Source organism: Bradyrhizobium sp. CB2312, from assembly GCF_029714425.1.
Taxonomy (GTDB): Bacteria; Pseudomonadota; Alphaproteobacteria; order Rhizobiales; family Xanthobacteraceae; genus Bradyrhizobium.
Map to the genome: position 1 here is coordinate 645,755 of NZ_CP121668.1, position 12,645 is coordinate 658,399.

General features: G+C 65.8%; 12 protein-coding genes. 8 read left to right on the forward strand and 4 right to left on the reverse strand.

Annotated features, from left to right (window positions below):
- Positions 1-14: 14 nt before the first annotated feature.
- Positions 15-161 carry a histidine kinase gene (locus QA642_RS03055; protein WP_283083333.1) on the reverse strand — a complete coding sequence of 49 codons (147 nt, stop codon included), beginning with the start codon at positions 159-161 and terminating at the stop codon, positions 15-17.
- Positions 162-322: 161 nt separating this feature from the next.
- Between QA642_RS03055 and QA642_RS03060 the strand changes: the two genes are divergently transcribed.
- The 3 genes from QA642_RS03060 to QA642_RS03070 all read left to right on the forward strand — a co-directional run bounded on the left by QA642_RS03060 (position 323) and on the right by QA642_RS03070 (position 3,477).
- A complete protein-coding gene (locus QA642_RS03060) occupies positions 323-946 on the forward strand; it encodes a shikimate kinase (RefSeq protein WP_283083334.1) in 624 nt (207 codons plus the stop codon).
- The gene (gene aroB, locus QA642_RS03065; RefSeq protein WP_283083335.1) at positions 943-2,091 is read left to right on the forward strand and encodes a 3-dehydroquinate synthase; all 1,149 of its coding nucleotides are present in this window, start codon (positions 943-945) and stop codon (positions 2,089-2,091) included. Before QA642_RS03060 ends, aroB begins: the two co-directional genes overlap by 4 nt.
- Before the next feature lie 81 nt (positions 2,092-2,172).
- A complete protein-coding gene (locus QA642_RS03070) occupies positions 2,173-3,477 on the forward strand; it encodes an HlyC/CorC family transporter (RefSeq protein ID WP_283083336.1) in 1,305 nt (434 codons plus the stop codon).
- Positions 3,478-3,639: 162 nt separating this feature from the next.
- Here QA642_RS03070 and QA642_RS03075 read toward each other — a convergent pair whose 3' ends face one another.
- Positions 3,640-3,918, reverse strand: a complete 279-nt coding sequence (locus QA642_RS03075; protein ID WP_283087141.1) for a BolA family protein — start codon at positions 3,916-3,918, stop codon at positions 3,640-3,642.
- Positions 3,919-4,057: 139 nt separating this feature from the next.
- Between QA642_RS03075 and QA642_RS03080 the strand changes: the two genes are divergently transcribed.
- Positions 4,058-4,693 (forward strand): DnaJ domain-containing protein, encoded by a 636-nt coding sequence (locus tag QA642_RS03080; protein ID WP_283083337.1) that lies wholly within the window; start codon positions 4,058-4,060, stop codon positions 4,691-4,693.
- A 187-nt stretch (positions 4,694-4,880) separates the two neighbouring features.
- Here QA642_RS03080 and QA642_RS03085 read toward each other — a convergent pair whose 3' ends face one another.
- A complete protein-coding gene (locus QA642_RS03085; RefSeq protein ID WP_283083338.1) occupies positions 4,881-5,975 on the reverse strand; it encodes a citrate synthase/methylcitrate synthase in 1,095 nt (364 codons plus the stop codon).
- A gap of 79 nt (positions 5,976-6,054) precedes the next feature.
- Between QA642_RS03085 and QA642_RS03090 the strand changes: the two genes are divergently transcribed.
- A complete protein-coding gene (locus QA642_RS03090) occupies positions 6,055-7,269 on the forward strand; it encodes a citrate synthase family protein (protein ID WP_283083339.1) in 1,215 nt (404 codons plus the stop codon).
- A gap of 204 nt (positions 7,270-7,473) precedes the next feature.
- On the opposite strand, the gene QA642_RS03095 is transcribed toward QA642_RS03090, so the two are convergent.
- Positions 7,474-8,133 carry a DedA family protein gene (locus tag QA642_RS03095; RefSeq protein ID WP_283083340.1) on the reverse strand — a complete coding sequence of 220 codons (660 nt, stop codon included), beginning with the start codon at positions 8,131-8,133 and terminating at the stop codon, positions 7,474-7,476.
- Between the two features lie 321 nt (positions 8,134-8,454).
- Between QA642_RS03095 and cobS the strand changes: the two genes are divergently transcribed.
- From cobS to QA642_RS03110, 3 genes are all read left to right on the forward strand, one after another.
- Positions 8,455-9,453 carry a cobaltochelatase subunit CobS gene (gene cobS, locus QA642_RS03100; protein WP_018643488.1) on the forward strand — a complete coding sequence of 333 codons (999 nt, stop codon included), beginning with the start codon at positions 8,455-8,457 and terminating at the stop codon, positions 9,451-9,453.
- 163 nt (positions 9,454-9,616) lie between these two features.
- Positions 9,617-11,524, forward strand: a complete 1,908-nt coding sequence (gene cobT / locus QA642_RS03105) for a cobaltochelatase subunit CobT (RefSeq protein ID WP_027565034.1) — start codon at positions 9,617-9,619, stop codon at positions 11,522-11,524.
- The gene (locus tag QA642_RS03110; RefSeq protein ID WP_283083341.1) at positions 11,521-12,594 is read left to right on the forward strand and encodes an esterase-like activity of phytase family protein; all 1,074 of its coding nucleotides are present in this window, start codon (positions 11,521-11,523) and stop codon (positions 12,592-12,594) included. The genes cobT and QA642_RS03110 overlap by 4 nt, the downstream gene beginning before the upstream one ends.
- The last annotated feature ends 51 nt before the right edge of the window (positions 12,595-12,645 follow it).

The window sequence follows — 12,645 nt, forward strand, 5'->3', positions numbered from 1 at the left end:
CGTCAGGCTAGCTCCTATTTCTTGAGAAACTTATCCGGCGAGATCGTCACGGTCATTTCCCGCGACTTGGGGCTGACGAAGTTCGCCAGCGCGAACACCACGCCATAGACGATGCCGGCGATCACGGCGACGACCGTCAGGAAGCGGAACAGGCTGGGCATCGGGATAGGGTCTCGAGGCGTGGCGAATTAACCAATGAAATCATCCAACATGTTCGCCGTTTCGTGGCAAGAGTCCTCTGGCGAGGCCCCCTGCGGGGTCGTATAGGTGGCCAAACCCCCCGCCCTTGGCGGCAGATTGAGCGAGATCCTGAGCGAAATTCATGTCCGACGCCGTCCTGCCGATTCCCGCGTCCCCCGAGGCCGACATCCTGTCGGCGCTCGGTGCGCGCTCGATCGTGCTCGTCGGCATGATGGGGGTGGGCAAGTCCACCATCGGCCGCCGCATGGCTCTCAGGCTCAAGCTGCCCTTCATCGACGCCGACACCGAGATCGAGGCGGCGGCCGGCATGACCATACCTGAGATCTTCGAGCGCCATGGCGAGCCGCATTTCCGCGACGGCGAGGCGCGCGTGATCGCGCGGCTGCTCGACGGCGGCCCTGTTGTGCTTGCGACCGGCGGCGGTGCCTTCATGCGCGAGGAGACGCGCAAGCGCATCGCGGCCAAGGCGGTCTCGATCTGGCTCAAGGCCGACCACGACGTCATCATGCGCCGCGTCCGCCGGCGCGCCGACCGTCCGCTGCTTCAGACCGCCGACCCCGAAGGAACCGTGACGCGCCTGCTCACCGAGCGTGAGCCGATCTACGGCAATGCCGACCTCACCATCGCCTCGCGCGACGTGCCGCACGACAAGATCGTCGAGGAGACCATCGAGACGTTGCACGCCCATCTCTGCGGCGCGCAGTCCGCCCCGCCACCTGCCGACGTCGCGAGTGCCGCACGATGACCGCGCCCCTGAAGCATTCCGACCCTGTCAACGTCGACGTCGCGCTCGGCGACCGCGCCTATGACATCGTCATCGGCCGCGGCGTGCTGTCTTCGCTCGGCGAGCGCGTCGCCGCCCTGCGCCCCGGCGTCCGCACCGCGATCGTGACGGACCGCACCGTCGCAAAATACTGGCTCGAGCCGACCGAAGCTTCGCTCGCGGCGAGCGGCATCCCGACCTCGCGCATCGTGGTCGAGGAAGGCGAGATCTCGAAGACATACGCGGGCCTCGAAAAGGTCAGCGAAGCCCTGATCGCCGCAAAAATCGAGCGCAACGATCTCGTCATCGCGCTCGGCGGCGGCGTGGTCGGTGATCTCGCCGGCTTTGCCGCGGCGATCCTGCGCCGGGGCGTCGATTTCGTGCAGGTGCCGACCTCGCTCCTGGCGCAGGTCGATTCCTCCGTCGGCGGGAAGACCGGCATCAACTCGCCGCAGGGCAAGAATTTGCTCGGCGCCTTCCACCAGCCGGTGCTGGTCATTGCCGACACCGCCGTGCTCGACACGCTGTCGCCACGCCAGTTCCGCGCCGGTTATGCCGAGGTCGCCAAATACGGCGTGCTCGGGGATGAAGCCTTCTTCTCCTGGCTGGAAAAGAACCATTCCGACATCTTCAAGGGCGGCTCGGCACGCGAGCACGCGATCGCGACCTCCTGCCGCGCCAAGGCCGGCGTCGTCTCGCGCGACGAGCGCGAGACCGGCGAGCGCGCGCTGCTCAATCTCGGCCACACCTTCGGTCACGCGCTGGAAGCGGCGACCGGTTTCTCCGATCGCCTGTTCCATGGCGAGGGCGTCGCCATCGGCATGACGCTGGCGGCGCAGTTCTCGGCGAAGCTCGGCATGATCGGCGAGATCGAGGCGGCACGCGTCGAGCGGCATCTGATCGAGGCGGGCCTGCCGACGCGCTTGCAGGACATCGCGGGTTTCGCGCAGGAAGGGCTCGCCGACGCCGACGCGCTGATGGCGCTGATGGCGCAGGACAAGAAGGTCAAGCGCGGCAAGCTCACCTTCATCCTGCTCGAGGCCGTCGGGCGCGCCGTCATCGCCAAGGATGTCGAGCCGGCCCCGGTGCGCGATTTCCTGAAGGACAAGCTCGCGCAGAAGGCTTGATGCGCTGAAGAGCGTTTTCGAGCGAAGTGGACACCGGTTCGCGTAAAGAAAACGCGTCAGAACAAGAATTTCGAGTGATGCATGGACTGGCTCGGCTTCACCATCGTCATCATCTGCCTGCTCGTCTCGGGCTTCTTCGCCGCGAGCGAGACCGCGCTGACCGGTGCCTCGCGCGCCAGCATGCTGAGGCTCTCCAAGCAGGGTAACCGCGACGCGGACGTCGTCTCGGACCTGCTCGACATGCGCGAGCGCCTGATCGGCGCGCTGCTGCTCGGCAACAATATCGCCAATATCGGGGCGTCAGCGCTTGCCACCGGCATCTTCACGGCCTGGTTCGGCGATGTCGGCGTGCTCTATGCCACCGGCGTGATGACCGCGCTGGTCGTGATTTTCGCGGAAGTGCTGCCCAAGACCATCGCGATCAACGCGCCCGACCGCATGGCGCTCGCTGTCGCGCGCCCGATGCGGCTGACCATGTATGTGCTGGGGCCGCTGCTGCGGATCGTCGAAGTCATCGTGCGCGTCCTGATGCGCCTGTTCGGCCTTGCGGGCGAGCACCAGGCGATCCTGTCGCCGACCGAGCGCCTGCGCGGCGCGGTCGACCTGTTGCATCACGAAGGCAAGGTCGAGAAGCAGGACCGCGACATGCTCGGCGGCCTGCTCGATCTGCGCGAGCTCCAGGTCTCCGACGTCATGATCCATCGCACCGAGATGATGATGATCAATGCCGATCTGCCGCCGGAGGAGCTGGTGCGCGAGGTGCTGGCGACCGAATACACCCGCATTCCGCTGTGGCGCGAGAAGCCCGAAAACATCATCGGCGTGCTCCACGCCAAGGACCTCCTGCGTGCGATCCGCGCCTCCGACGGCGACACCTCGCGCATCGACGTCTCCACCATCGCGCTGCCGCCCTGGTTCGTGCCGGAGATGCGCCCCGTCTCCGAGCAGCTGAAAGCCTTCCGCCGCCGCAAGACCCATTTCGCGCTGGTCGTCGACGAGTATGGCGAGGTTGAAGGTCTTGTGACGCTGGAAGACATTTTGGAGGAGATCGTCGGCGACATCTCCGACGAGCATGACGTCGTCGTCGCCGGCGTGCGCGCCCAGCCCGATGGTTCGGTGGTGGTCGACGGCTCGGTGCCGATCCGCGATCTCAACCGCGCCATGGACTGGCGTCTGCCCGATGAAGAGGCAACCACGGTCGCCGGCCTCGTCATTCACGAGGCGCGCTCGATCCCCGACCGCGGCCAGAGCTTTACGTTCCACGGCTTCCGTTTCCGCGTCCTCCGCCGCGAACGCAACCGCATCACTGCGCTCCGCATTTCACCGGTGCCGCGCGAGGCCGAGATGGAGGAGGCCAAGCCGAGAAGGGCGGGGACGTCGTTTTGACGCGGCAGTTGTAAGCACTGTAGCTCCCACATCGTCATGGCCGGGCTCGACCCGGCCATCCACGCCTTAATACCCAAACGAAGAACGTGGATGCCCGGGACAAGCCAGGGCATGACGACCATTTCGATTGTGTGCGAGGCCTTCCGGCGAGGGTGAAGAGCCTCAGCCTTCCCCCGGCGCCTGCGCGTGGATCGCCAGCGCGTGCACGCTGCCGGAAAGTTCCGCGGCCAGCGCCGAATTTATCATGCGGTGGCGGTCGACCCGGCTCTTCCCTTTGAAGGCCTGCGACACGATATAAACACGAAAGTGCGTCTCGCCGCTCGGCCGATGACCGGCGTGGCCCTCATGCAGATGTGACTCGTCGACGACCTGCAGGCTTTCCGGCGTGAAAGCTTCCTGCAACTTGTTGCTGATAGTGTCTTTCATAACCATGAGTGCCATTAAGGGACGCGATTGCACTCCGTCAATGCCATAGGCCGCCTCTGGCGGCCGTTCCAAAAACGCCGAAGTGCTACGGGGTTTCGTCCTAATTGCAATGTCAAGACTTGAAGGTTTTTGCATTGCGTAGTCAAAGTCAGCCATGCCGATCGATTCATCAAAGTTCTTCGACTCCATCCGCGTCAAGCCGCGCGGCAAGCAGCCGCAAGCGAAGCCGCGCGAGACCGTGGTCGCTTGCGAATGGGCCGGATGCCAGAACAAGGGCTCGCACCGTGCGCCGAAGGGGCGCGAGAACCAGCGCGAATATTGGCACTTCTGCCTCGACCACGTGCGCGAGTACAACCAGAACTACAATTTCTTCTCCGGCATGAACGCCGACGCCGTCGCGCGCTATCAGAAGGATGCGCTGACCGGCCACCGTCCGACCTGGAAGATGGGCGGCAATGGCGGCGTCAAGAAGGGATCGGAAGCCGAGATCGATGGTGCGTTCGATCCGTTCAGCATGTTCAGCGAGATCAACGGCCGTGCCAGCTGGCGCAAGGGTCCGGAGGCCCAGCCCAAGGCCGAGACGCGCAAGGTGATGAATGCCGAGCGCAAGGCGCTCCAGGTCATGGGCCTCGGCCCCGACGCCACGCTCGCCGACGTCAAGACCAAGTACAAGGCGCTGGTCAAGCAGCACCACCCCGACGCCAATGGCGGCGACCGCTCGACCGAGGATCGCCTGATCGAGATCATCAAGGCGTATAATTATCTGAAGACCGTGGTGCGCGAGGCGTAGGGCGCTCGCTTTTCTTCCCTTCTCCCCTTGTGGGAGAAGGTGGCGCGAAGCGCCGGATGAGGGGTTGTCTCAGCGATTTCATCGCAAATGTTTTGCGCGCGGGTAGAGACCCCTCACCCGTCTCGCCGCTTTGCGGCGAGCCACCCTCTCCCACAAGGGGAGGGGGGAAGAGCTCCGCCCACCCGGGCTACGCCTCCGGCATCTCCCCCACATAGGACGAGCTCGGCCGGATCAACCGCCCGGTCCGCGCCTGCTCGCGCGCATGCGCGGTCCAGCCTGCGCTACGCGCCACCGCGAAGATCGGCGTGAAGGCCTGCCGCGGGATCGCCAGCGCATCGAGCAGGATGGCAGTGAAGAACTCCACATTCGTCTCCAGCGGTCGCTCCGGATTCTTCTTCCGCAGGGCTGCGCGGATATAGGCCTCGACCTCGCCGGCAAACGGCAAATCGGTGCCGTTGGAGGCGAGCGCCTCGACCGCGGTCTTGAGCACGTCGGCGCGCGGATCGCGCACGCGATAGACGCGGTGACCAAAGCCCATCATCCGCTCGCCGCGCGCCAGCGCCGCGTCGACCCACGGCTGGATGCGCTCGCGCGAGCCGATCGCGTCCAGCATTTCCAGCACCGGCTCCGGTGCGCCGCCATGCAGCGGGCCGGTGAGCGCGCAATAGCCGGCGGTCACTGCGGCAAACAGATCGGCCTGCGTCGAAGCGACGACACGCGCGGTGAAAGTCGAGGCGTTCATGCCGTGGTCGCTCGCGGTGACGAGATAGGCGTCCAGCGCGGTCACCTCGCGCGCCGCGGGCGAGCGCCCGTGCAGCATGCGCAGCGTATCGGCGGCGTGGCTCACGTTCGCGTCGGGCGCGACCGGGTCTAGCCCCTTCGCACGCCGCACCAGCGCGCCCGCGATCACCGGAAAGGCGCCAACGATGGTCGCCTCATGCTCCAACCCGTGCTCGGCGCGTAGCCCCGCGATCGCCGCGCGAAACCCGTCGATGATGCCCATGCCGCGCGTCGCCGGCAAAAGCTCGTCCAGCCGCGCGAACGCCCGCTCGCGCGCCGCGCCCAGGCTCGCCCGCACGTTGGCTTCGGTGAGTGTCGTCTTGCTGGCGCCGTTCCAGAGCCGGGCGGTGACGCCTTCGAAACTCGATTTGGCGGCGAGGCGGCCGACATGCTCGCCGGCGATGATCAGTTCGCCGCGCTCGCCGTCGACGTGGCTCAGCACGGTTTCGGCCGCGGGAACGCCGTCCAGTCCGATCTGGCTTTTGGTGAGGTGGATGTTCATGACCCAATCTCCTTTGCACTGCACCAGGAGAAAATCGGCTCTCTCGACAGATTGATCAATCTTGATTACATAAATCAATATGAATAATTCCGAAGAGCTCTACCTCTCCGCCCGGGAAGCCGCGGCCGAACTCGCGATCTCGCCGGCCACGCTCTACGCCTATGTCAGCCGCGGCCTGATCCGCTCCGAGCCGACGCCGGACTCGCGCAAAAACCGCTACCGCGCCGAGGACGTTCGCGCGCTCAAGGAGCGCCGGGTGCCGTCGCCCGAGCCGCGCGGCCTGCGCAGCTTCGACGCCGACCTGCCGGTGATGGACACGGAGATCTCGACCATCACCGAGGAGGGCGCGATCTATCGCGGCGTGAACTGCGTCGATCTCTCCGAGAACGACACGCTGGAGCACACCGCAACGCTGCTCTGGGACGTCTCCGACGTCGATCCCTTCGCGCCGGACAATCAGCCGGAGATTTCCGACGAGATGCGCGCGATCGCGCAAGCTGCGCGCCGGGCGGCGCCGATCGACCGCGCCATCGCCGTGCTGGCGCTTGCCGCCAGCGCCGATCCCCGTGCCTTCACCCGCGCCCCCGATGGCCGCGCCATGGTCGGCGCACGTATCGTTCGGCTGCTGGTTGCGACCATGCTCAACGCCGAGCCGTCAGCCGAGCCGCTGCACCAGCAGGTCGGACGCGCCTGGGCGGCGGACAACAAGCACGCGGGCGATTTGATCCGCCGCGCACTGGTGCTGCTCGCCGATCACGAATTGAACGCCTCGACCTTCACCGCGCGCTGTGCGGCGTCCACCGGCCTCAACCTCTATGATTCCGTGATTGCAGGCCTTGCCGCGCTGAAAGGCCCCAGGCATGGCGGTGCCGGCGTGCTGGCCTCGCAGCTCGTCAAGACGTTGATCGACCGCGATGTCGAGCCGATGGTGCGCGAGCGCGTTGCGCTCGGCGAGCGCTTTGCCGGCTTCGGCCACGGCGTCTACAAGCGCGGCGATCCTCGCGCGCAATCGCTGCTGAACGCACTCGCCCGCGCCGGCGCGCCGCGTAAATTCACCCGCGAAGTGCCTGAGCGGATCATCGAGGCGACCGGCGAGCTCGTGAATATCGACTATGCGCTGGCCGTGCTCGTGCACGCGTTGCGGCTACCCGCAGGTAGCGAGCTCGCTTTGTTCGCCATGGCCCGCAGCGTCGGCTGGATCGCCCATGCGAGCGAGCAGTTGCAGTTCGGGAAGTTGATCCGGCCAAGGGCAAGGTATGTCGGGCCTGCGCCGGGGAGGAGGAGTGGGTCTTAACCTCTCCCGCTTGCGGGAGAGCACAGGCCGCCCTTCGGCGGCCGTTCTCAAGAGACGCCGAGGCGGAGCCTCGGCTATGCCGAAGGCGCGGGTGAGGGCTCTCTCCTCTTGGGGGTTCTCGATTGGGGAAGCACCCTCTCCCCAACCCTCCCCCGCAAGCGGGGGAGGGAGCCCACCTCCGTCGCAGTTAGCAGTCAAAGGTAATCAGCCCCGCGGCTTCACCGTCGCGGCGCCAGCACCATTCCGCCGGCGATAGATCCACACCGCTATGCCCACCACGATCGCCACCGCCACCACCGTCAATATCCATATGTGCTTGAACGGATGCCCATGGTGCGGCACGCCGAAATATTGGTGGAAGGCCGACACCGCCAGCACGCCCGGCAGCACATGCGCCGGGGCCCAGACCAGGATCGCCGGGATATTCACGGCATAAAACCGTGCCGGCGCCATTCCGAGCGCGCCCGCCGTCACCGGCACGAAGGCGCGGATCGGCGGCACGAAGCGGGCGAAGAACACGGCCCAGGTGCCGAAGCGCTTGAAGAAGGTTTCGCTCTCGGCGACCACCCGCGGGTAATTGGTCAGCGGCCAGGCGGTGAGGATCTCGCGCTGGCGCCGGTGCCCGATCCAGTAGGCCGAGCCGTCGCCCAGCACGGCGCCGGCAGCGGCCGCCAGCAGAACCCATTGCAGCTTCAGCTCGCCGCCCGGAACCAGGGCGCTCAGGGCGAGGATGATGGTCGAGCCGGGAATGACTGATCCAACCACCGGTACGGCTTCGAGCAGCGCCGCCAGGAACAGGGTCAGATAGCCCAGCCAGGCATGGGCTGAGACGAAGGAGATGAGGGGATCGAGAAAGGACGTCACGTCGTCTCTGTGGCGGTGGGGTGGACTTGGGTTCGCCCCTTGGGTTCACCCTGGGTTCGGACCCTACATAAGTAAGGGCAGGCAGCAAAAGTGCCATTTGCCCGGGCAGGACGGCCGTTCAGGTTCGAAATTCGAGCATGATTCGCAAGGCAGCCCTCCAAAAACTGCGTTCCTGACCTATCTAAATGAAAAGACAACGGAACTTTGATTGAGGGGCGGGCTTCTGCCGGCACGTTGTCTCTGATAGGTTCGCAGCCGCACCCAGCCGCAGCCAACGTGCAAATAACTGGTCTCGGGACCGCCCGGGGCCTCGGAGGATTGATGACGACCGCCGCCATGTCCAAAGTTGAGGAAGTTTCCGGTCTGCCCGACATGAAGGTGTCGGTGCGCCAGGTGTTCGGGATCGACAGCGATCTCGAAGTGCCTGCTTATTCCGAAGTCGATCCTCATGTGCCCGAAGTCGATTCCGATTATCGCTTCGACCGCGCCACCACGCTTGCCATTCTCGCCGGCTTTGCCCGCAACCGCCGCGTGATGGTGACCGGCTATCACGGCACCGGTAAATCCACCCATATCGAGCAGGTCGCCGCCCGGCTGAACTGGCCCTGCGTGCGCGTCAACCTCGACAGCCACATCAGCCGTATCGATCTCGTCGGCAAGGACTCGATCGTGGTCCGCGACGGCAAGCAGGTCACCGAATTCCGTGACGGCATTTTGCCCTGGGCGCTCCAGAACAACGTCGCACTGGTGTTCGACGAATACGACGCCGGCCGCCCGGACGTGATGTTCGTGATCCAGCGCGTGCTCGAAGTCTCCGGCCGCCTGACGCTGCTCGACCAGAACAAGGTGATCAAGCCGCATCCGGCCTTCCGCCTGTTCGCGACCGCCAACACCGTCGGTCTCGGCGACACCTCGGGCCTCTATCACGGCACCCAGCAGATCAACCAGGGCCAGATGGACCGCTGGTCGATCGTCACCACGCTGAACTATCTCAGCCACGACGAGGAAGTCGAGATCGTGCTGGCGAAGGCCAAGCACTATCGCACCCAGGAAGGCCGCGACATCGTCAACAAGATGGTGCGCCTTGCCGATCTCACCCGCAACGCCTTCGCCAATGGCGATCTGTCGACGGTGATGAGCCCGCGCACGGTGATCACCTGGGCGGAAAACTCCGACATCTTCGGCGATATCGGCTTCGCCTTCCGGGTCACCTTCCTCAACAAGTGCGACGAGCTCGAGCGTCCCCTGGTCGCCGAGTTCTACCAGCGCTGCTTCAATGCGGAGCTGCCGGAATCGGCAGTCAACGTGGCGCTCAGCTGAGGTGTGGGATGTCGTCCCGGACAAGCGCAGCGAAGCGGAGCGCAGATCCGGGACCCATAACCACAGGCCGTGGTTGTTGCGAAGATTGGGCCGTCAGTGTGCTCACTAACTGCTCCCTGTGGCTATGGGTCCCCGCGTTCGCGGGGACGACGGTGAGACCGAGATGAGCACATCATCATCCAACTCCAAATTCCGTAACACCAAGGAAGCGCCGACCGAGCCGTTCAAGCGCTCGGTCGCCTCCTGCCTCAAGGCGATCGCCAAGGCGCCCGAGCTCGACGTCTCCTTCGCAGCCGAACGTCCGGGTCTTGCGCCCGGCAAGGCGCGGCTGCCGGAGCCGGCGCGGAAGATGACCAAGCGTGATGCGGCGATCGTGCGCGGCCACGCCGATTCCATCGCACTCAAGCTCGCCTGTCATGATCCCAAAGTGCATCGCAAGCTGATGCCCGGCAATCCGCAGGCGCGCGGCGTGTTCGAGGCGGTGGAGCAGGCGAGGGTCGAGGCGATCGGCGCGCGCCGCATGGCCGGCGTTGCGAAAAACCTCACCGCGATGCTCGACGACCATTTCCACCGCGGCAAGTTCGACGAGATCACCGACCGCGCCGACGCGCCGCTGGCCGATGCGCTGGCGATGCTGGTGCGCGAGCGCCTGACCGGCATGGCGCCGCCGGCGGCCGCCAAGAAGATGGTCGATCTCTGGCGCCCGATCCTCGAGGACAAGATCGGCAGGCGGCTCGACCGGCTCGACGGCGTGGTCGAGGACCAGACCCGGTTCGGCGATGCCGTGCATGATCTGCTCTCGGCGCTCGAGCTCGGCGACGAGCGCAACGCCGACAGCGAAGACAATGATGAGAACGACGAGAACCAGGACGGCGACAACGATCAGTCCGGCGCCGAGGGCTCGCCCGATTCCGATGCCGCGCAGGAGATGAGCGCCGACCAGGCGCAGGCCTCATCCGAAGAGATGAGCGAGAGCGCGATGGAAAGCGCGCAGGCCTCGACCTCCGACACCTTCGATGACGGCGAGCTCGGCGACGACGAGACGCCGGGCGAGGCGACGCGTCCGAACGCGCACGGCAAGAACGAGCCGCGCGGGCCGGAATATCACGCCTTCGCGCCGAAATTCGACGAGGTCATCTCCGCCGAAGACCTTTGCGACCATGACGAGCTGGAGCGCTTGCGCGCCTATCTCGACAAGCAGCTTGCGCATCTGCAAGGCATCGTCGCGCGCCTCGCCAACCGGCTACAGCGCCGCCTGATGGCGCAGCAGAACCGCGCCTGGGAGTTCGATCTCGAAGAGGGCATCCTCGATCCCGCGCGCCTCTCGCGCGTGGTCACCGATCCCTATCATCCGCTGTCCTTCATGCACGAGAAGGAGGCGACGTTCCGCGACACCGTGGTGACGCTGCTGCTGGACAATTCCGGCTCGATGCGCGGCCGCCCGATCACGGTCGCCGCGACCTGCGCCGACATTCTCGCGCGCACGCTGGAGCGTTGCGGCGTCAAGGTCGAGATTTTGGGCTTCACCACGCGCGCCTGGAAGGGCGGGCAGTCGCGTGAGGCGTGGCTTGCCGCCGGCAAGCCGGCCAATCCCGGCCGCCTCAACGATCTCCGCCACATCATCTACAAGTCGGCCGACGCCCCCTGGCGCCGTGCGCGGAAAAACCTCGGCCTGATGATGCGCGAGGGCCTCCTCAAGGAGAACATCGACGGCGAGGCGCTGGACTGGGCACACAAGCGCCTGCTCGGCCGGCCCGAGCAGCGCAAGATCCTGATGATGATCTCGGACGGCGCGCCGGTCGACGATTCCACGCTGTCGGTCAATCCCGGCAACTATCTCGAGCGGCACCTGCGCCACATCATCGAGGAGATCGAGACCCGCTCGCCGGTCGAGCTGATCGCGATCGGCATCGGCCATGACGTCACGCGCTACTATCGCCGCGCGGTGACGATCGTGGACGCGGAAGAACTCGGCGGCGCCATCACCGAGAAGCTCGCCGAGCTCTTCAGCGAGACCAACACCGCACCAACCCAGCCGGCCGGTCGCCCGCGACGTAAATTGCATTCGTGAGCGCGCAACCATCCCGCCGCAGCTTTCTTGGCCACGCGGCGGCGGGATTTTCTATCTTAACGCTGCCCCGCTTGGCGCAGGCGCAAGCCACGACCGAGCCGCCGCCTCGCCCGGCGCAAATCGAGCACGCCGTCACCTCGCCTGTCAGCATCGAGGTCAATGCGCGGCAGATCCCCTCGTTCGAGCCGCGCGATCGTTCGCGCGTGCGCTTCGGCTCGCTGGAATATCGCAGCGGCCTCGTGCTGACCTCGCCGCATCGCGGTTTCGGCGGCCTGTCCGCGCTCCGCTTCCTCAATACCAAGGGCGACCGTTTCCTCGCGCTGTCCGACCAGGGCACCTGGTTCACTGGCAGCATCCGTTATTCCAGTGGCAAGATGGTCGCCCTCGACAACGTCGAGGCGGGGCCGATGCTGAATAGCGAGGGGCGGCCGATCACCGAGAAGCGCTACTGGTACGACACCGAGTCGCTGGCGCGTGACGGCAATATCTTTTACGTCGGGCTCGAGCGCGTCAACCAGATCATGCGCTTCGATTTCGCCAAGGGCGGCACGCAGGCGCGCGGCGACGTGGTGCCGACGCCGGCCGCGATCCGCAAGCTGCCGAGCAACAAGGGGCTGGAGGCCTTGGTCTTCGCGCCGAAAGGCCAGCCGCTGGCGGGCACCCTGATCGCCTTCTCCGAGCGCGGGCTCGATGCCGACGGCAATCTTGTCGCCTTCCTGATCGGCGGTCCCACGCCCGGCCAGTTCAGCGTGCGCCGCACCGACAAGTTCGACATCAGCGATGCCGTGCTGCTTCCGAGCGGCGAGCTGCTCATCCTCGAACGCAAATTCTCCTGGTTCACCGGCGTCAACATCCGCATCCGCGCGATTCCCTTGAAGTCCATAGCGCCCGGCGCGGTTGTCGACGGCCCCGCGCTGTTCGCCGCCGACCTCGGCCACGAGATCGACAACATGGAAGGCATCGACGCCCACGTCACTCCCGAGGGCGAGACCGTGCTGACGCTGGTGTCGGACGACAATTTCTCGCTGCTGCAACGGACGCTGCTGCTGCAATTCACGCTGGTGGAGTGAACGCGCACCGACTGGCGATGTTCGGCTTGACCCCGGCAATCCGATCGAGAC

Excerpts from the sequence above, each read along its gene's own strand:
- QA642_RS03055 (WP_283083333.1), bottom strand. The coding sequence starts at position 161 with ATGCCCAGCCTGTTCCGCTTCCTGACGGTCGTCGCCGTGATCGCCGGC.
- QA642_RS03080 (WP_283083337.1), top strand. The coding sequence starts at position 4,058 with ATGCCGATCGATTCATCAAAGTTCTTCGACTCCATCCGCGTCAAGCCG.
- QA642_RS03070 (WP_283083336.1), top strand. The coding sequence starts at position 2,173 with ATGGACTGGCTCGGCTTCACCATCGTCATCATCTGCCTGCTCGTCTCG.
- aroB (WP_283083335.1), top strand. The coding sequence starts at position 943 with ATGACCGCGCCCCTGAAGCATTCCGACCCTGTCAACGTCGACGTCGCG.
- QA642_RS03090 (WP_283083339.1), top strand. The coding sequence starts at position 6,055 with ATGAATAATTCCGAAGAGCTCTACCTCTCCGCCCGGGAAGCCGCGGCC.
- cobT (WP_027565034.1), top strand. The coding sequence starts at position 9,617 with ATGAGCACATCATCATCCAACTCCAAATTCCGTAACACCAAGGAAGCG.
- cobS (WP_018643488.1), top strand. The coding sequence starts at position 8,455 with ATGACGACCGCCGCCATGTCCAAAGTTGAGGAAGTTTCCGGTCTGCCC.
- QA642_RS03060 (WP_283083334.1), top strand. The coding sequence starts at position 323 with ATGTCCGACGCCGTCCTGCCGATTCCCGCGTCCCCCGAGGCCGACATC.
- QA642_RS03075 (WP_283087141.1), bottom strand. The coding sequence starts at position 3,918 with ATGGCACTCATGGTTATGAAAGACACTATCAGCAACAAGTTGCAGGAA.
- QA642_RS03085 (WP_283083338.1), bottom strand. The coding sequence starts at position 5,975 with ATGAACATCCACCTCACCAAAAGCCAGATCGGACTGGACGGCGTTCCC.